This is a genomic window from Cupriavidus sp. IK-TO18 (assembly GCF_015549295.1).
Lineage (GTDB): Bacteria > Pseudomonadota > Gammaproteobacteria > Burkholderiales > Burkholderiaceae > Cupriavidus > Cupriavidus oxalaticus_A.
This window is the reverse complement of sequence record NZ_JADGMP010000027.1, coordinates 21,632-40,178: the sequence shown is the minus strand read 5'-3', so window position 1 is coordinate 40,178 and position 18,547 is coordinate 21,632. Positions and strand designations below refer to the sequence as shown.

The window sequence follows — 18,547 nt, the reverse complement described above, 5'->3', positions numbered from 1 at the left end:
ATCAGACGGTCCAGGTGTCGATGATCAGTGCGTTCTCCTTGCGGTGGAGCAGCTTCAGGTCCAGCACGTCAAGCGGATTGATCGGGCGGATGCCCTCGATGAGCGACGCTTCGCCATGGCCATAGAGGGCCTGCAGCGCGAAACGGCAGGCATAGACCTTGCCGCCCTCGTCCATGAACTTGCGCAGTTGCTTGTTGAAATTCAGGTGGCCGGCAAAGGCTTCATCGCCCAGGCGCGGAAAGCCGCGCTGCAGGCCAAGGGTCACGCCCGGGCCGTACAGCAGGATGCTGGTGTCAAACCCCTTGCGCTGCAGCCGCGTGGCCTGCAGCAAGTTGACGAAACCGATCGATCCCTCGAAGGCCACGGTATGGAAGGTCACCAGCGCCTTCTCTCCGGGTTCTGCCTTGACGTCCTCGAATACCTTCTCTTCGAAATCGACCAGGAAATCGCCATCCTGATGGGCAGGTTTGTTGACTGCGGGCATGCTGTGCTCCAGTGGTGGTTTGCGGTTCGGATAAGCCGGTGCGGCGCCATTTGCCACACCGGGCCGGCGCTGCCGCCGACGTCCGGGTTTTGCAACCGATATGCCATCAAGCGGATTCACCCCTCCGATCAATGGCCGATCATCCAGCCGCCACGCGATCGATCGCATCATTGATCGCATGACCCACATGCCTTTATCGCAACGCGAAGAGCGCCTGACAGTTGCACCAGAATCGCGTCGCGCGCCGCTGCACAGCGCATTCAGATGGTGCGGCCAGCTGGCCTGTGCACCATCATGCAGCCATTCAGATGCAATCAAACTGGCACGCACCATGCATTCATTTGCGCGGCGCCGCGATGGCGCAGCCCCGTTTGGAGAGAATCTTGTCCGGCCTGACCAGTCATTGGGCAAAGCGCATTGCAGACAGCCCCAAGCCCGCCTACCTGACCATTCCCGACCTGATCGAGGAGGCGCTTGCCGACGGGCGCCTGCAGGCTCGCGACCGGCTACCCGGCTTGCGCGACCTGGCCGAGGCGCTGGACCTGAACTACACCACCGTCGCGCGTGCCTATGGCGAGGCGCGCAAGCGCGGGCTGATCGATGCCAAGGCCGGCAGCGGCACCTATGTGCGCGGCCGTGCGCCGGCTGTGCCGCTGCGCGCCGGCACCAGCGCCGAAATGACGATGAACATGCCGCCGGAGCCACCCACGCTGGCAACGCGGCTGCGTGAATCGTCGGCGGCACTGCTCGCCGGGACGGATCCGTACACGCTGCTGCGCTACCAGGATTTCGGCGGCACGCCGGCCGACCGTGCGGCCGTGACGGGCTGGCTGCGGCGGCTCGTACCGACGGCAGCCAGTGAAACGCTGCTCATCTGCCCGGGCATCCACAGCGCGCTGGTTGCCCTGCTGTCACAACTGGCGCGCGGCGGACAGACGCTATGCGTTGAGGCACTGGCCTATCCTGGGATCAAGGCCATTGCTGCGCAACTCGGGGTCCAGCTGCAGGCACTGCCAGGCGACGAGGATGGAATGATCGGCAGCGCCTTCGAGAACTTCTGCAAGGCGCACAAGCCCGCAGCGCTCTATTGCAACCCCACCATCCAGAACCCGAGCACGCGCACGATGCCCCAGGGACGCCGCGAGATCCTCGCCGATATCGCGCTACGCTATAACGTGCCGATCATCGAGGACGATGCCTATGGCATGCTGCCCCGGCGCACCCCGGACACCTTTGCAGCGCTTGCCCCGGAACTGACCTACTACATGACCGGCCTGTCGAAATGCTTCGGCGCCGGCTTGCGCACAGCGTTCGTCCATGCGCCCTCAGCCAGGCAAAGCCAGCGCCTGGCAGGCACGTTGCGCGCCACCACCGTGATGGCCAGCCCGTTTACCAATTTGCTGGCCACGACCTGGATCAAGGACGGCACAGCCGATGAGATGCTTGCCGCAGTCCGGCAGGAAAATGCCGCACGCCAGGCCATTGCCACGCGCGTGCTGGCCGGCCGCACGTACGCCGCCGATCCGGACGGTTTCCACTTCTGGCTGCATCTGGGCGCCGGCAATGCCTGGCGCCCGTCTGAACTGGCTTTGCACCTGCGTTCACGCGGTATTGGCGCCGTGTCGAGCGCGGCCTTCTCGACGGATGGCAACCCGCCCGATGCGATCCGGCTTTGCCTTGGCGGACCCGGCGACCGGGACGAAATCGAGGAGTCGCTGCAGATCGTCGCGGATACGCTTGATGATCCGCACCATCTGCATTCGGCCATGCTGTAGTCCAGGCTATGGCGCGCAACCGCGCCGACACGCGCCGCCCTTCAGGATGGGCAATGTAGATGGCTTCCTGCTCCGCCTGCAAGCCGATCTCGATCACTGCCAGCGCGCCGCGCCGGATGGCCTCGCCAACGATAAAGGTAGGCAGCAGCGCGATACCTACGCCGGCTTCGGCGGCGTCACGCATCATGTCGCCGTTGTTGACGCGCAGCGCGATGTGGGCATGGACGATCTCGATGCCGCTGGAGCCTTGCAGGCGCCAGTCGGCGGCGCCGCGATTGGCATAGTAGATGCCGCGGTGCTGCTTCAGCTCCTCCAGGGTGGCCGGGATGCCCATTTGCGCGAGATAGCCGGGTGACGCCACCAGCAGGCGACGGCTGGGCGCTAATTGCCATGCCACCAGCCGTGAACTCTCCAGCGGTCCGTGGCGAACGACGGCGTCGTAACTGTCGGTGGCGGCGTCGACACGGCGGTCATCGAGATCGAGCATCAGTTCCAATTCCGGGTGCTGCGCCACGAAGGGATAGAGTGCCGGCCCCAGGTGCATACGGCCGAATGTGACTGGCGCGGAAATGCGCAGCGTCCCGGCCAGACTGCCGCGCCGCTCTGCCACGTCGGTGACTGCTGCCTCAACCTCGTTCAGGATGCGCGTGGCGCGCTCCGCGAAGATCTCGCAGATGCTCAAACATGGCGGCGGCTCGGTGATCTTTACGTCGACGTTCGCCGGCTATACCGTTGCCTTCCCCGGGGTGGCGGCTTATGCGGCGCTGAAATCCGGCACGCTCGTGAGGCTGCTTGAGGCCTTCGAACCGCAACCCGTGCCGGTCCACCTGATGTACGCGGGCCAGGGCCAGATTCCGCTCAAGCTCCGGGCCTTCATCGATTTTGCAGTCCCGAGGTTGCGGGAGAGGCTCGGCCTTGCGAGTGCTGCTTCCCAGATGAGCGCGCGGAGCACAGTGAGCAAGACAGTCAGTTGGCTTGCGAGAGCGTGGTATATTCGCGTACGAACTAATCTCGAAGTCCTGGTGGATCACGGTATGGAACATCGCCTTGTCTATCTGTTGAATGTTGGCCAGCGGCGCCTGCAGCGATGGTCGCAAGCGCGCGTGGCCGGCGGCGGCGTGACCGCAGCCCAGTCAGGGCTACTGTTCTTCCTGGGAGGCAACGACGGCGCGCTGATGAGCGAGGCCGCTGCGGCCCTGGATCTTGGGGCACCGGGAATGAGTGGTCTTGCCGACCGGACCGAAAGGGCAGGGCTGATCGAGCGCCGGCCGGATGAGTCTGATCGCCGCGTGTCGCGGCTTTGGTTGACCGAAGCCGGACGCGCCGCGCGCCAGCATTCGAAAGTCAGCATGAAGGCATTGAACGCCAAACTGACCAAAGGCTTCACCGAGGCCGAGATAGACATCGTCGCACGGTGGCTGACGAGCCTGCAGACAAAGTTCCCGGCCACTGACAACGGCGAAGCATAGCCCTGGACCGCAGGGCCGTTCTCCCGCTTACTTCCGGTCGAGTCGGGTGAAGTCCGGCTTGCGCTTCTCGGCAAAGGCCGAGAAGGCTTCCCTTGCTTCAGCGCTGCCGAGCCGCTCCTCGAACTGAGCGCTTTCGCTCGCCATCTGCGCGACCAGCCTTTGCGCGTCGCGCATCAGCTTCTTCATTGCGTTCAGCGAGCCAGCCGGCTTTTCGGCAATCCGGCTGGCCATCCGCTGCGCTTCTGCCCGCAGCTGATCATTGGCGCACACTTTGTTGGCAATGCCCCATGCAACGGCGTTCTTCGCATCGAGCGGCTCGCCCAGCGCGAACATCTCGAAGGCCCGGGCATGTCCGATGCGCAAGGGCAGCAGATAACTCGACGCCGCCTCGGGAACGAGGGCGAGGTTGACGAAAGGCGTGATGAGTTGCGCATCCTCCGCGAGCACGATGTAGTCACAATGGAGCAACATGGTGGTGCCGACGCCGACCGCCTTGCCGTTGACCGCGGCAACTACGGGTTTCGTCGCATTCGCCAGCGCGTGCAGAAAGCGATGCACGTGTCGTTTCGCTGGCCCCTTCCCGGCCGCGATTGCAGCAAATTCCCCAACATCATTGCCGGCCGTGAAACTGTCTCCATCGCCCTGCAACAGCACAACGCGGATGCTGGGGTCCAGTTGCGCCGCCTCGATCGTGTCGGCCAGCACGCCGTACATCTCGTTGGTCAGGGCATTCTTCTTGTCAGGCCGGGCAAGCGTAATGGTCAGAATGCCGTCGCTCAGGTCGGTATGAATTTCCGCGGTCATGGTCGATTTCCAGGTGGGATGAGGATGGACGCCGCAGGCATCCGTGTGCTTCGCATGCGAAGTATATATTTATTTCGCGTGCGAAGCAATCAACCAAGAATGTGCTGCGCTGGACGACCATCAAGATCTCATCGTCCCCGGCAAAGTCTTGAGCCAGCCCGCCCTGGAAAGCACCGCTCGCCTTGATGACTAGCGTGTCGCAGGCAGCTTCCGGGGAAGCTGTATGCATGACAATATTTATATTGTATTGATCCGGTGGACTACGATAGCCCTGTCTCTCCACCGATGCACTCAAGCGCAGCAGGTCGCTGCCCGAGGGCAGCCGAGAGCGTTCGGAAACATGACTGGGTCTGCAATGCATACATATTCCACACAAGCCGCAGGAATCACGGGCGATACGCCCCGGCACGGCCACTCTGCCCGCCGCTCGACCGAAGGGGTGGCCAAATGGAACTGAACACCACTACCATCCTCGTCACTTTTGCCGGCGTCTTCCTGATCTGCTTCATGAAAGGGGCCTTCGGGGGCGGCTTTGCCATCGTTGGCATTCCCCTGCTGTCACTCGTAATGGATCCCGTGACTGCCGGCGGCCTGCTCGCGCCACTGTTCGTCGCGATGGATCTGTTCAGCCTGCGCTACTGGAAGCCGTCCACATGGTCCAGGCCCGACCTGCTCTTGCTGGTGCCCGGCCTGGTGGTCGGCATCGGGGTCGGGTACATGCTGTTCAGGGTGCTGGACCACCGGGCTATCGCCATCATGATGGCGGCAGTCACGTTGCTGTTCGTGGGCCTGTGGTTCTTGCGCGGCGGAGAAGTCGTGGTGCGGCCGCGCTCATCGCCCAAGGCCGTGGCCGCCGGCGTGACATCGGGCATCACCACCATGGTCGCGCACTCGGGCGGGCCACCGCTGGCGATATACCTGCTGCCGCTTGGCCTGAGCAAGCAGGTCTATGCCGGGACCACCAGCATGTTCTTCACGGTCGGCAACATCATGAAGGCGGCACCATGGCTGATGCTCGCCAGCCCAGCCGGCGCGGTATGGACGTTGATGGCGATCTCCCTTCTCGCCATTCCTTCAGGCGTCTGGCTGGGGTGGCGCCTGCACGACAAGCTGGACCAGCGGCAGATGTACCGTGCCTGCTATGGCTTGCTCGTGCTGACGGCGCTGAAGCTGCTGTGGGACGGTGCGTCGGGTTACCTTCATTGACAATGCGTAGCGTCGGGATAACTGTGTTCAGTCTCCCTGGTCCGCCACGACCTTGTCGACGATCTCCAGAGATTGCCTCAGCGCTTCGAGCGGCACCGAGGCAAGTGCCAGGCGGATGGCATGAGGCACAGGCTTCGATGCCGCGAAAGGATGCGCGGTCGACACGGAGATGCGCTCCCGCAGCAATGCCTTGGCGACGGCATCCGCGCGAACGTTTTTGGGCATTGGCAGCCAGACGAAGTAAGAGTAGGCGTGACGAACGGGCTTCAGATGTCCGAGCACATCGCCAACTACGCGCTGTCGCAGATTGGCGTCCCTCCGTTTCTCGGCCTCAAGTCTTGCCACGGTGCCATCCTCGAGCCAGCCGCAGGCAATCCCTGTCATGACAGCGGGCGTTGTCCACGTCGTGGCCCGGATGGTGCGTTCCAGCTTCGGAATCCATTCTCGCGGCGCGCATACCATTCCGACGCGAAGTCCGGTAGCAACACTTTTTGACAGGCCAGACACATAAACCGTCGCTTCCGGCGCCAATGCAGCCAGAGGCGGCGGAGCGCCCTCTGCCAGAAATGCATAGGCGCCGTCTTCGATCAGGGTCAGCCCGTGCTGGCGTGCGATCGCGACCAGTTCAGCGCGGCGTCGCATACTCATCACCCATCCGAGCGGGTTATGAAGCGTCGGCATCGTATAAACGGCCCGTACCCGCCGGCGGCGGCATATGCCTGCGAGCGCATCGAGGTCCGGCCCGCGTGCCGTGGCGGGAATCGGCACGAGTTCGAGCCGGCATGCGTCAGCCGCGAGCTTGAATCCCGGATAAGTCAGTGCATCGACGGCTACCACGTCGCCGGGATCCAGCAGCGCCATGGCCGCGGCGGTCAGCCCGTGCTGCGCGCCGCTCACCAATACCGTGGTCGCTGCTGTCGCTGGCACGCCCCGGCTGCCAAGGTGGCGGGCCATGATCGCCCGTTCGTGTTCCCGTCCGCCATGAGGATGGTATCGAAGCAGCGCCTCCAGATCGCCTGCCCCGGCCAGCCTGCGCAAGGCGGCGCGCAGCAGATCGGTCTGGCCGGGCATCGACGGATTGTTGAAGCTGAGATCCACCGTGTCTGCGCTCCAGGCAGGCAGGTCGACGCCTTGTCCGGCGGGAAGCACCTCCTTGACGAAGGTGCCGCGGCCCGCTTCCCCGCTCACCAGTCCCATCGCGTGAAGCTCCGCGTAGACCCGCGTGGCCGTCACCAGAGCCAGACCCTCTCCAGCCGCCAGGTCGCGATGCGTCGGCAGCCTGGTCCCGGGACTTAGCCTGCCTTCGCGTATATCGTCGGCGAACCGGTCCACTACTTCCTTGTAACGGAGTCGGGGCATTGTTCTTCATCACCATTGTCGCGGCCCCAATTATCGGCACTACGCCGATGCGGCGCAACGCAACGGGTCAGGCAACCCTGGGGGACACGCCGGACAGAGTGACGGCGCGCAACCATGACGGATATCGAAATGCACCATTGCCAGAACTGCACGCTCACATATTGCCTAGGCAATGTACTATCCAGACCAATGCCAATCATGACCGCCCCCCACCATGAAGAAGGACATCACCTCCTACGAGCAGCGCGCGCACGTCGGACGCTTGCTCCACCGAAGCGAGAGCCGGCTCGTAGTGGCATTGGACAAGGAACTGGAGCCGTTCGGGGTCACCGCCGCCCAATATGTGATTCTGGCCGCGCTGTGGTACGACCGCGCGGATACCGCGGCGCAGCTCTGCAAGGAATTGTCCTATACGCCGGGAGCCATGACCCGCATGATCGACCGGCTCGAGCAAAAGCGACTGGTGTGCCGCGTGCCGCACCCAGACAGCCGCCGAGCCAACAAGCTGGAGCTGACCGAGCCAGGAAGAGCGACATTTCCCGAGCTGCTGGCGGCGTCGACGACCGTCATCGACCGCTATTTCGGCGGCTACAGCGCAAGCGAGCTGGCCCTGCTCGAGTCGATGCTCGAACGCATGCTGGCCCAGGAATAATTTTTTTGATCAATATATTGCCTAGGCAATAGTTAGCCATCGCACATGGCATCCAACGATGTGAACGCCGATGAAAACCCACCTGATCCCCAAGGAATCACGCAACGCTCCACACGCCCGGCAATGCAGCGCGACGCTCACCCTCGTCGGGGTGTCTTTGGTATGCGCGATGCTGGGCGGTTGCGCCACCGCGCCGTCGATCGGCGTGCTGGGCGCGTACTTCCCTGACTGGCTGTTCTGCATCGTGGGCGCCATCGCCGGCACGGCAGTGCTCCACGCGATCTTGCGTGCGACGGGGCGCGTGCTGCCTTCCGGCACCCCCTTCCTGCCCCTGGCCTACGGCGCGCTGACGGTGGTCCTTGCGCTGACCGGGTGGCTGATTTTCTTCCAGAACTGATTCAAGCGTACGGAGCAAGGCCATGCCTGAAGACACTGCAAACCGAGTCCGCCATGGCCGTGCCCTGGCGATATTGCTGACCCTGGCGGCTATCGCGCTGACGATCGTGGTCGTCTGGCGGCTTGATACCGCGCCGCGCACCGACGATGCCTACGCCTATGCGGACACCATCAACGTGGCGCCGGAGGTCAGCGGCCGTATCGTCGAACTGGCCGTCAAGGACAACCAGGCCGTGAAACGCGGCGACGTGCTGTTCCGGCTCGACCCGCGCCCGTTCGAGGCGCAACTGGAGAAGGCGCGGGCCACGCTGACCGCGCTCGACCGCGAGATCGAGCTGACCCAGCGCTCCGTCAACGCGCAGAAGCTCGGTGCGGCCTCGGCCAGCGCCAGCGTCGAGCGCGCACGTGCGGCCGCCGAGCAGGCCAAGGACACGCTGGCACGCATGGAGCCGCTGCTGGGCAGCGAATACGTGGCCGCTGAACAGGTCGACCAGGCACGCACTGCCCGCCGCTCCGCGCAGGCGCAATTGAATGCCGCCGTGCTGGATGCGCAGCGCGCCACCGCCGGCATCAGCGGTGTCGACGCGCTGGTCGCCAAGCGCGACGTGGTGCGGGCGGAAATCGCGCTGGCCGAACTCAATCTGGAATACGCGACCGTGCGCGCACCGTTCGACGGCATTGTGGTCAACCTCAAGACCTCGGCCGGTCAATTCGCCGGTGCGGGCCATCCCGTATTCACGCTGGCCAACACCACGCGCTGGTATGTGGTGGCGAATTTCCGCGAATCCGACCTGGCAAATATCAGGCCCGGCGAGAAGACGCAGGTCTACGTCCTGGGCCAGGCGGACAAGCGCTTTCGCGGCGTGGTGGAATCGGTTGGCTACGGAGTGTTCCCCGACGATGGTGGCGCCGACGCCGGCGGCCTGCCGCACGTGCCCCGATCGATCAACTGGGTGCGCGTGGCCCAGCGCTTCCCGGTCCGCATCCTGGTGGAAAAGCCCGACCCGGTCGTCTTCCGCATCGGCGCCTCGGCCGTGGCGATCCTGACGCCGGACGCGTGATCTCTGCTATCCCATCACGAGCAATGCCATGAATATGCAAGCAGCCGATCACCAGCGCGAGGTCCTTGCCTCCGTACTGGCAGTAATGCCCGCATGGCTTCGCGCCGAGTTGGCGCCGTTTCCCGGGCGCGTGGAGGCGTTATGGCGCTTCCTGCTGAGCACCACGCTCGTCGTCGTGATATCGATGGCCTTGCAGGTGCCTTTCCTGCCGCTCTCGCTGGTCATGGTGTTCTTCACCGCGCAGGAAAATACCGTGCTGACCCGGCTGTCCGGCATCGTCATGCTGATCGGCACGACCATCGCGGTGGTCGCCGGCCTGCTGCTGTTGAAATTCACCATCAACTATCCGCTGCTGCGAATTCTCGCCGCCTGCGCGCTCGCGTTCGGCGGCATGTATTTCATGCGCATCAGCAAGCTGGGCGCAATGGGTTACCTGCTCGCGCTCTTCGTCTTTTATTTCCAGAGCTTCGTCGACCAGTCCATGAGTCCCGAGGCGCTGGTCCGCGCGCTGCTGTGGGTATGGATCGCGATCACGTATCCGATCCTGCTGACAATCACGGTCAACTTCCTGTTCCTGCCGAGCCGCCCTGCCCGCCTGCTGACCGAGGAGATGCGCCGCCAGATCGATCACGTACTCGCGCAACTTGAGGCCCACCGCACCCATACGGCCGCTCGGCCGCTCGGCACGGAATCCGTTGCGCGAGCCGTGCTGCTGCTGCATCGTCACCTGGCCTTTGCGGTCCAGGGCGACCAGGCATGGCAGCGCGACCGTGCGTATCACCTTGCGCGCGTCGCGGCCATCGACCGCCTGCATACCGCAGCCTCGCACCTGTCGAGGCTGCCGTTGACCGCACTCTCGCCGGAGCAAGCCGAACAGATCGTCGCGTTGCAGTCGCACTGCCGGGCGTTGCGCACGTCGCTTGCCGATGACACGCCATTCACTTGCGACCCGCACCTTGCCGGCACCCGGCGGGTTGCTGGCCCGCTCGACACCGTGCTGCGCGAAATGGGACATGCACTGCAGGCAATCGGCGAAGCCGAATTGCTGCCGGCGGCCGCGCCACAGAGCAAAGAGGGATGGATTGCCCGCGATGCCTTCACCAACGGGGCATATGGCCGCTTCGCGCTGAAGACCGTGCTGGGGGCCGTGCTTTGCTATGTGTTCTATACCGCGGTCCAATGGCCCGGCATCCATACCTCGATGCTGACCTGCTTCATCCTTGCGCTGCCAAGCCTCGGCGCGACCTCGCACAAAGGACTGACGCGCGTTGTTGGCTGCGCGCTGGGCAGCGTCGTGGCCCTGGCGGCGGCCGTCTTCATCATGCCGCACCTCGATACCATCACGGGGCTGCTGGCAGTGACGCTGCCGGTGATCGCCATTGGCGCCTGGATCGCCGCCGGCTCGCCGCGCACCAACTACATCGGTGTCCAGTTCGTCTTTGCCTTTGCACTGTCGCAGCTTGGCCGTTTCGGGCCGACCACGGACCTGACCGAGATCCGCGACCGCATGATCGGCATCCTGATCGGTGTCGGGGTGTCGATCGCCATCTCGACCGTGCTCTGGCCTGAGCGCGAAGGCGATGCGCTCATGCGCCTGCTGGCGCGGCTGCTGCGCAGCGTCGCCGACGTGGCACGCGCCGGGCAAGCCGCAGACCGCCGGACCCGGCGCGATGCCATCGACAAGGCCCGCCTGCGCGGCTGGTCGCTGCTGACGCAGAACAAGGAAATGCAGGCACGCGTGGCGCTGGAACCGGGCTGGCAGTACGCGCACGACGCTGTTACGCCCGAAGTCACTACGGCCCTGGCGCAAACGCAGGAGATCCTTTTCGCGGTCAACTGGCTCCATGCCCAGGTGGAAAGCGCGGGGCCGGTCCTGCCGCATGCGACTGCCGATGCGTTCCGGGCCTGGCTCGAGCACGTTGCAGTGCGGCTGGAATGTATCGCTGGCCAATTCGAACATCCCGACGAACCGGCGTGGCATGCAACCGACGTGATCCCTGCCCTGCCTGCCGACATCATCGGCGCCGGTGCGGCATCGACTGGATCACTGGATGAAATCCTGCAGGCCGCGCGCGTGCTCGACGAGCGCATCGCACAACTCGACCGCTGCCCGCCGGCGCCGGTCCATTGACTGACGAGGGGACCATGAACACCCGCACAACGCATCGCTCAAGGCAACATCATTTCGCCACACGGCTTGCCGCGACCGCGGCAGCCATCTCGCTGCTACTGGCCACCGCCGGCTGCGCGCTGATTCGCGAGGACACGGCCCCGGCGGCACAGATCCCCGCCGAACAGATCCGCATGGCGCAGGACGCCGAGCTCCCGCAGGCCGACTGGCCGTCCGCGCAATGGTGGAAGGCCTGCAACGACGACCAGCTCGATGCGCTGGTGGATCGCGCATTGCGGGATTCGCCCACGATGGCAGTGGCCACGGCGCGTGTCGACGCCAGCCGCGCGCAGGCGAAACTGGTCGATGCATCGACCGGGCTGCTGGTCGGACTGTCCGCATCGGTCAACCGCCAGAGCGTGTCGGAGAACGGCTTCCTCGGGCCTTTCGCCCACACCAACCCTGCGCTGGGCACCACGGGTCCGTGGTACACCGAAGGCACCATCGGCCTGGGTGCCACGTACTCGATCGACCTCTGGGGCAAAGACCGGTCTCGCGTCAATGCCGCGATGGGCGTAGCGCGGGCCCGCCAGGCCGAGGCTGCGCAGGCGGCTCTGGTGCTGTCGTCGCAGGTGGTCCGCGTCTACTACGAGATCCAGACCACCTATGCCCTGCACGACCTGCTGGTGAAGGCACGGGACATCCGGCAGGAACAGCTGGAGGCCAGCCAGGCCCGCACCACGCGCGGCCTGGTGGCTCGCACACAGGTGGCAGGCGCCGAGGCCCAGCGTCTCCAACTCGACCAGCAGATCGACTCCGCGCAGACGCGCATTCGCACGCTGCATGAAATGCTGCGACAGTTGACGGGCGCCGGGCCGGACGGCTTGCCCGCGATCACGCAACGGCCGCTGCCGGACGGCGCCGCTGGCGTGCCGGCCTCGCTTGGCTATGAACTGCTCGCCCGCCGGCCGGACCTGCAGGCGATGCGCTGGTACGTGCAGTCGTCGATGGATCAGATCGACGCGGCGAGGGCAGCGTTCTATCCGAGCTTCGATATTCGCGCGTTCATCGGGCTGGACTCGCTGCACATGTCCGATCTGCTGCGCAAAGCGAGCCGCCAGGTCAACCTGATCCCAGGACTGAGTCTGCCGATCTTCGACAGCGGACGGCTAAATGCCAACCTCGCTGCGACGCGCTCCCAGAGCAATCTGCTGATCGCCCAGTACAACGAGTCGGTATTGAATGCCGTGCGTGAAGTCGCACAGGCCGGCCTTGAACTGGACAGCCTGGACCACCAGCAGACATTGCAGGCAGGCAAGCTGAAGGCAGCGGTCTTTGCCTCCGACAGCGCCGCCGCCCAATATCGGCAGGGCCTGCTCGACAAGGCCACCGCGCGAGAGGCCATGCTGCCAGTACTGATGGAGCAAAGCCAGGCCGTCGAGATCCGCAGCCGGCATCTCCAGGCGGCAGTCACGCTGTCGACGGTGCTGGGAGGCGGCTACATTGCGCAGGGTGAGGGCAAAGATCGCGAGGCGAAGCCTGACTGACAACCGGCACGACCGCTTCCTTGTGCAGTGCGATCACGCGGAACGGGCGAAAGCCTGGCTGCCGTCCATAACTGGCTCTGTTTCCCCACAATATCTCCGCTCTCGCAGGCAGGCGAAACCCACCAATCGAGCGTGCCCGGTTTCAAGCACCACATCGGCTGCCAACCTCCACCCTTGCGCGGCAGTTTGGTTTTAGCAAGGCTCCAGAAACTGTTGCACTGGGTCACCGTCGATCGACGACGGCGCAAGACCTGACACCTTAACAATGCGCTGCCAGCGCTCCAGTTCAGTCTCCACCCGTCTTGCGAGCAGTTCAGGACCGCCCGGCTCGGGGGCTGCGCCGTAACTCTCGAAGCCCGCTTTGACCTCTGGATCCCGTAGGACTTCGGCCAAGGCGCCATTGAGCTGTTCCACCATCGCGGCAGCGGTTCCCGCGGGGGCAAACAGACCATACCACTGAGTCAATTCCATGCCCCTAACGCCCAACTCCGCAAGCGTCGGTACTTCTGGCAGCACTGGCAGGCGTTTTGGTCCGGCGACTGCCAGGGCTCGCAACTGACCGGCACCCACTGGCCGATATGCTGTCAGCAGGCTGGCGAACATAACCTGTGTCCGTCCGTCAATGGTCGACGCGATGGCTGGCGCAGCGCCTTCGAAGGTAGTACTGCGCATCGAAGTACCAGTGGCCAGTTGGAAAAGCTCTGCGGCAAAGTGTGGCGGTGTACCGTCCCCTGCGGACGCGTAGCGAAACCTTCCAGGCTCGCGCTTCATGTGGGCGACCAGCGTACCCAGATCAAGCGGCGTTTGCATTGGATTCGCCACCAACAATATTGGTGACGATCCTATAAGCCCGACCGGAGAAAAAGAGGAAACCGGATCGTACCCGACGGGTTGCAGGGCCGGATTCATCGAATGAGTTCCAATATAGCCGAGCAAGAGCGTCTGACCATCGGGTTCTGCCCGCGCCACGAACTCGCAGGCAATGCCGCCGTTGGCACCGGGACGGTTATCGATGATGACATCATGTCCCAGCAGTCGTCCAAGCCTGGGGCCAATAAGGTGCGCCACAAGATCGTTGCCACCCCCGGCACGGGTAGGTACGATGATCCGCAGTGAATGCCGAGACGAAGCCTGCTTTACTCGGCTGCCTTCCGGCCGCGAGAAGACATAATCGGGCAGATGGAGCTGGCCTTCTATGATCTTGCGTGCCGTTCGAACGAGGGCCGCTCTTGTTACAGTAGCCGCAGCGCCCTCCCCCTCCAATTCCACCTCCACTTCGATCCGTCCCGCTGGGTGCAAGACGACAAGTGCGTGCCGGCCGGGCAATCGGGTCAATTGGCTAGCAACCGTCCCCGGTAGCGCGAATGCGCTGGCAACGCCGATGGCGCCGGTGACGGCATGCGACGCATGACATTTGCGAGGCGTAAAGTAGCGCGACGTAATACTGTCCGGTGAATCGCCAGGACTGACCAGGACTGGCTTTGGAATAACGCTGTCCGAGACATCGCCCAGGCCCATCAATTCCCCAGCCTGCAAGCGCAGCGCTTCCAGACGCGCAAGCAGTGTCGGGTCATTGTCGAGCGTGGCCGGCGCCTCGCGTCCACTGACACCGAGGTCGCGTGCCCGGACGAGCATCAATGGCATCGCCGCATCGATACAAGTCACTTCGACGCCGTCAATCAGATCAACGCGGTTGCCCGTCGGAAAGACCTTTCCGGTCACTGCGCCCCACGCATCGACGAAATCGAGCAGGATGGGTGAACCAGTCCCCGCAACGCCATCGATTCGAGTGTCGCCGTCATAGGTGACCCGACCGTCAGGCGTGCGGACCGTCACATCGATTCGTGACCCCGTATTGACGTTGTGAACGCGCACGCGGGTTGAGCCGAGTTGGGCGGCAACCAGTCCTTGCTCGATCGCAAAGGGGGCGACTCCGGAAAGCATATTGCCGCAGTTCGGCCGGGTGTCCACCGAGGAGTTGCCCACTCCTACCTGTACGAACAGGTAGTCAAGGTCACAGCCGGGTTGCGTGGATCGCGAAACAATCGCCACCTTGCTGTTCAGCGTGCTACCGCCGCCCACCCCGTCCAGTTGAAGCGGGTCGGAGGCACCGATGGCACCGATCAACGCCTGGTCACGAGCCTCTACGCTTTCCGGCAGCCACTCTCGCAGAAAGAACGGTCCGCGCGAGGTGCCGGCTCGCATCAGCACGCAAGGAATCGTCTTGCTCATCTCAGTCCGCCTTCAGTTTTGCCGCCTGCACTACTTTCTTCCACTTGACCTGTTCCTCCTGAATAAATGTTCGCATCTGGGCCGTGGACATGGCCGTAACCTCTGCGCCCTGTCCCTCCAAACGCTGGACAACAGTCTTGTCCTTTAACGCCTGGTTTAATGCCTTGTTCAGTGCCTCTACGACGGGTGCTGGCGTGTTCGCGGGTGCGAAGATGGCGTACCACTGGGAGACATCGACGTCATTGATCCCTTGTTCCTTCAGCGTGGGCAACTCTGGCATCAGCGAAGAGCGCTTGCTGCCTGCAATCCCGACCGCCTTCAGCTTGCCGTTCTTCAACTGGGGCAATGCGGTGAAAAGACTCGGAAACATCACTTGTGTCTGCCCGGCAACTGTGTCATTAATCGCCGGAGCTGATCCCTTATACGGCACATGAAGCATCTCGGTGCCGGTCGAGAGTTTGAACATTTCCGCGGCAAAATGCGGAGCCGTTCCATTGCCCGCCGAGGCGTAACTGATCTTTCCTGGCGTTGCTTTGAGTAGCGTCACGACTCCCTTGGCATCGTTGGCCTTCAGGTTCGGATTGACGACCATCACTGTTGCCGAAGAACCAACCATGCCGACCGGTACAAAATCCTTAACGGGATCGTACCGAAGCTTCTGCAGAGCAGGATTCATGGCATGTGTCGCCACGTAGCCGAGTAGCAACGTGTAGCCGTCCGGTGGGGCACGCATGACAAACTCACTGGCAATCGCGCCGTTCGCCCCCGCTTTGTTGTCGACCACGATTGTCTGCTTGAGGATCGTCGACATTGCTTGGCCAACTACCCGCGCCATGGCGTCATTAGCGCCTCCCGCTGCAGTGGGCACTACCAGCGAAATTCTCTTTTCAGGGAACGCCCCGAAGGAGCTGGCGCTCCCAAGTGCTGCCGCGATCGCAATGCTGCACAGCAAAAGTCGCTTGGATGATTGCATCTGTCTGCTCCATATGATGTGGTTTTAATGGTCGGCCTAGTGGAGCCGCCTCGGTATGTTCGTAGTTCCCCGTCATTTAGAGAATTGAATTTTTAGGATCAATTGATGCACAATAGGTATCAGTGATGACGCTCGGGAAGGTGCAATGACCATTAACTTCAACCTCAATGATTTGCAGGCATTTCGTGCCGTTGCCGAGCTGAATAGCTTCCGCAAGGCGGCTAACTCGCTGAACGTCTCGCAGCCGGCCTTTAGCCGCCGCATAGACAAGCTTGAAGAGGCATTGGGAGTGCGCTTGCTCGACCGCACCACCCGCCGGGTGAGCCTGACGACCGTCGGCCGGGATTTCGACCGTAAGGTAAAGGAGATACTTGACGAACTGGATCAGGCACTGCTCGGCATACGCGGAGTGACGACGACGCGGATGGGGGAAGTGACTATTGCTTGCGTACCGTCGACGGTCTATTACTTCTTGCCGCAAGTCATCTCGCGCTACCATGCACAGTATCCGAAGATTCGGGTAAAGATTCTGGATGCCAGCGCGAACGAGGTGCTGTCAGCGGTGTCGCGCAGTGAAGCAGATTTCGGCATCGATTTCGTGGGAGGCCAAGAGCCGGACATTGAATTCAGGCCCTTGCTGGAAGAACGCTTCGTTGCGGCCTGTCGTCGCGATCATCCACTGGCGCAGCGACGGCAAGTGACCTGGGCAGACCTCGCCGGCTACGACTACATTTCGGTCAGCAAAGCTTCCGGCAACCGGCTGCTCCTCGATCAGGCGCTATCCAACGTGTCAAGATTGCCGCAGAGTATCTATGAGACACAGCACGTCACCACGACCTTGGGCCTGGTCGAAGCCGGCCTTGGCATCGCAGCGGTGCCATCGATCGCCATGCCAGGTCCAGACCATCCGCTTCTAGTTAGTGTTCCACTAACCGACCCGGTCGTGACGCGCAAAATTGGGTTAATACGCCGCAAGAGCCGATCCTTAACACCTGCCGCGCAGCAGCTCTACGACTTCCTTTGCGAAACACGACCAAGACGTGGCGCGCCCGCCGGCAAACGGCGTGGCAAATAGTATTTTGGCCAGCGGCATGCCGGCAGGCCGGCATGCTCGTCTTGGCAGTGCGTGTTAGCGCCGGCTAGCCAGTACCCTGTCGACCATTACGCCGGCTTGGCCAACATTGTTGCGTGGATCGCACATGGCCTCGAGTTGTGCGCGTGACACGTGGCTGCTTACTTCCGGATGTGCCGCGAGGATGTCGATCAACGGTCGGTTGTTGGCAATGGCCTCGCGGCAAAGGTCATAGACCAGATCGTGCGCGTATTCGCGCCCAATATATGGTCCCAGGCCCATCATCACCGCCTCAGACATAACCAGCCCGTTTGTCATGTCGATATTCGCGCGCATGCGAGCCGCGTCCACTTCCAAGCCCTGCAACACGAACTTCGCCTGCTTCAGGGCACCGGAAATCAGGCAAAAGATCTCCGGTAGGGATACCCATTCGATCTCCCACGGGCCTGTTGAACGCTCGTGGTCAGCCACCATCGCATCCATCAGGGCCGCCGCGTGCTGCCGTGCAACCGAGATGTTGGCGTGGATGTACAGGCACGAAATCGGGTTGCGCTTCTGCGGCATGGTTGATGAAGAGCCGCGCCCCGGCGCAAAGGGTTCGAACACCTCGGCAACTTCGGTCTGCATCATGAGCTTCACGTCCATGGCGATCTTGCCGAGCGAGCCGCCGACGAGTCCGAGAAACGCGCCCACTTCGGCAATCGTATCGCGCACCGTGTGCCAGGAGATCAGTGGCTGCGCCAGCCCAAGTTCCTTCATCAACGCAGCCTGGGTTTCCATGGCTCCCGTCTGCAACGAGGAAAGCGTACCGGATGCGCCGCCGAACTCACCCATCAGCACTCGCGGCTTCAACTGCTGCAGCCGCTCGCGGTGGCGCTCGATGCCGGCAAGGATGCTGGCCATCTTGTAGCCGAACGTAATAGGGGTGGCTTGCTGCAGGTTGGACCGACCGATCACAGGCGTGTCGCGGTACTGCTTCGCCAGCGTTGCAAGCGCGTCAGCGATGTCCTCGAGGTCCGACTCGATCAGTGCCAGGCCCTCGCGCATCTGCAACACCGCCGCTGTGTCGGTAATGTCCTGGGTGGTGGCGCCCCAATGGCAGAATTCGCCAAGCCCATCTCGGCAGTTCGCGTTGATCTGGTTGACCACCGCGATAATCGGATATCCGATCTGTTCGGTCTTTGCCTTGAGCTTAACCCAGTCAATTTTGGAAAGTTCGCAATTCTTGACGATCTCGTCGGCCGCTTCCTGCGGGATGATGCCAAGCTCACCTTGCACTTTTGCCAACGCGCGCTCGATGTCCAGGTATTTAGCCGTGCGGTTTTCATCGGACCACACTTCGCGCATGCGCGCGTCGCTAAACATGTCGCCAAAAATGCGGGAATCAATGATGGTGGAAGCCATAGG

Annotated in this window: 15 protein-coding genes and 2 pseudogenes; 10 read left to right on the top strand and 7 right to left on the bottom strand. The window is 63.0% G+C overall.

The window, feature by feature from the left end; genetic code table 11:
- Window position 1: 1 nt before the first annotated feature.
- Complete coding sequence (locus IPF36_RS19840; protein WP_018004190.1) at window positions 2-484, bottom strand: MSMEG_0572/Sll0783 family nitrogen starvation response protein; 483 nt, start codon at window positions 482-484, stop codon at window positions 2-4.
- 383 nt (window positions 485-867) lie between these two features.
- Here IPF36_RS19840 and IPF36_RS19835 point away from each other — a divergent pair, with 383 nt between their 5' ends.
- A complete protein-coding gene (locus IPF36_RS19835; protein WP_135707010.1) occupies window positions 868-2,259 on the top strand; it encodes a PLP-dependent aminotransferase family protein in 1,392 nt (463 codons plus the stop codon).
- 67 nt (window positions 2,260-2,326) lie between these two features.
- Here the strand turns inward: IPF36_RS19835 and IPF36_RS19830 are convergent.
- Window positions 2,327-2,803: pseudogene (locus tag IPF36_RS19830) on the bottom strand (substrate binding domain-containing protein); the annotation flags it as partial.
- Window positions 2,804-2,921: 118 nt separating this feature from the next.
- Here IPF36_RS19830 and IPF36_RS34395 point away from each other — a divergent pair.
- Window positions 2,922-3,059, top strand: a pseudogene (locus IPF36_RS34395) (glucose dehydrogenase); the annotation flags it as partial.
- Window positions 3,060-3,293: 234 nt separating this feature from the next.
- Window positions 3,294-3,728 (top strand): MarR family winged helix-turn-helix transcriptional regulator, encoded by a 435-nt coding sequence (locus IPF36_RS19825; protein WP_133093001.1) that lies wholly within the window; start codon window positions 3,294-3,296, stop codon window positions 3,726-3,728.
- A gap of 27 nt (window positions 3,729-3,755) precedes the next feature.
- Here the strand turns inward: IPF36_RS19825 and IPF36_RS19820 are convergent, their stop codons facing one another.
- On the bottom strand, window positions 3,756-4,532 hold the full coding sequence (locus tag IPF36_RS19820; protein ID WP_135707011.1) for an enoyl-CoA hydratase: 777 nt from the start codon (window positions 4,530-4,532) through the stop codon (window positions 3,756-3,758).
- Window positions 4,533-4,979: 447 nt separating this feature from the next.
- Between IPF36_RS19820 and IPF36_RS19815 the strand changes: the two genes are divergently transcribed.
- Entirely contained in the window at window positions 4,980-5,738 is a 759-nt protein-coding gene (locus tag IPF36_RS19815; protein WP_135707012.1) for a sulfite exporter TauE/SafE family protein, read from the top strand.
- A 27-nt stretch (window positions 5,739-5,765) separates the two neighbouring features.
- On the opposite strand, the gene IPF36_RS19810 is transcribed toward IPF36_RS19815, so the two are convergent.
- On the bottom strand, window positions 5,766-7,097 hold the full coding sequence (locus IPF36_RS19810; RefSeq protein ID WP_195429728.1) for a PLP-dependent aminotransferase family protein: 1,332 nt from the start codon (window positions 7,095-7,097) through the stop codon (window positions 5,766-5,768).
- Window positions 7,098-7,311: 214 nt separating this feature from the next.
- Here IPF36_RS19810 and IPF36_RS19805 point away from each other — a divergent pair, with 214 nt between their 5' ends.
- The 5 genes from IPF36_RS19805 to IPF36_RS19785 all read left to right on the top strand — a co-directional run bounded on the left by IPF36_RS19805 (window position 7,312) and on the right by IPF36_RS19785 (window position 12,863).
- Complete coding sequence (locus tag IPF36_RS19805; protein WP_195429726.1) at window positions 7,312-7,749, top strand: MarR family winged helix-turn-helix transcriptional regulator; 438 nt, start codon at window positions 7,312-7,314, stop codon at window positions 7,747-7,749.
- Window positions 7,750-7,819: 70 nt separating this feature from the next.
- A complete protein-coding gene (locus IPF36_RS19800; RefSeq protein ID WP_243736767.1) occupies window positions 7,820-8,146 on the top strand; it encodes a YtcA family lipoprotein in 327 nt (108 codons plus the stop codon).
- Between the two features lie 22 nt (window positions 8,147-8,168).
- Complete coding sequence (gene mdtN / locus IPF36_RS19795) at window positions 8,169-9,206, top strand: multidrug transporter subunit MdtN (protein ID WP_195429724.1); 1,038 nt, start codon at window positions 8,169-8,171, stop codon at window positions 9,204-9,206.
- Window positions 9,207-9,234: 28 nt separating this feature from the next.
- Window positions 9,235-11,337, top strand: a complete 2,103-nt coding sequence (locus tag IPF36_RS19790; protein WP_195429713.1) for an FUSC family protein — start codon at window positions 9,235-9,237, stop codon at window positions 11,335-11,337.
- 14 nt (window positions 11,338-11,351) lie between these two features.
- On the top strand, window positions 11,352-12,863 hold the full coding sequence (locus IPF36_RS19785; RefSeq protein ID WP_195429711.1) for an efflux transporter outer membrane subunit: 1,512 nt from the start codon (window positions 11,352-11,354) through the stop codon (window positions 12,861-12,863).
- A 192-nt stretch (window positions 12,864-13,055) separates the two neighbouring features.
- Here the strand turns inward: IPF36_RS19785 and IPF36_RS19780 are convergent, their stop codons facing one another.
- Together IPF36_RS19780 and IPF36_RS19775 are read right to left on the bottom strand one after the other, a co-directional pair.
- Window positions 13,056-15,095 (bottom strand): 4-oxalomesaconate tautomerase, encoded by a 2,040-nt coding sequence (locus tag IPF36_RS19780; RefSeq protein WP_135707017.1) that lies wholly within the window; start codon window positions 15,093-15,095, stop codon window positions 13,056-13,058.
- A 1-nt stretch (window position 15,096) separates the two neighbouring features.
- Entirely contained in the window at window positions 15,097-16,068 is a 972-nt protein-coding gene (locus IPF36_RS19775) for a tripartite tricarboxylate transporter substrate binding protein (protein ID WP_195429709.1), read from the bottom strand.
- 145 nt (window positions 16,069-16,213) lie between these two features.
- Here IPF36_RS19775 and IPF36_RS19770 point away from each other — a divergent pair, with 145 nt between their 5' ends.
- A complete protein-coding gene (locus tag IPF36_RS19770; protein WP_195429706.1) occupies window positions 16,214-17,143 on the top strand; it encodes a LysR family transcriptional regulator in 930 nt (309 codons plus the stop codon).
- A gap of 54 nt (window positions 17,144-17,197) precedes the next feature.
- On the opposite strand, the gene IPF36_RS19765 is transcribed toward IPF36_RS19770, so the two are convergent.
- Entirely contained in the window at window positions 17,198-18,544 is a 1,347-nt protein-coding gene (locus IPF36_RS19765) for an adenylosuccinate lyase family protein (protein ID WP_133092875.1), read from the bottom strand.
- Window positions 18,545-18,547 lie beyond the last annotated feature (3 nt).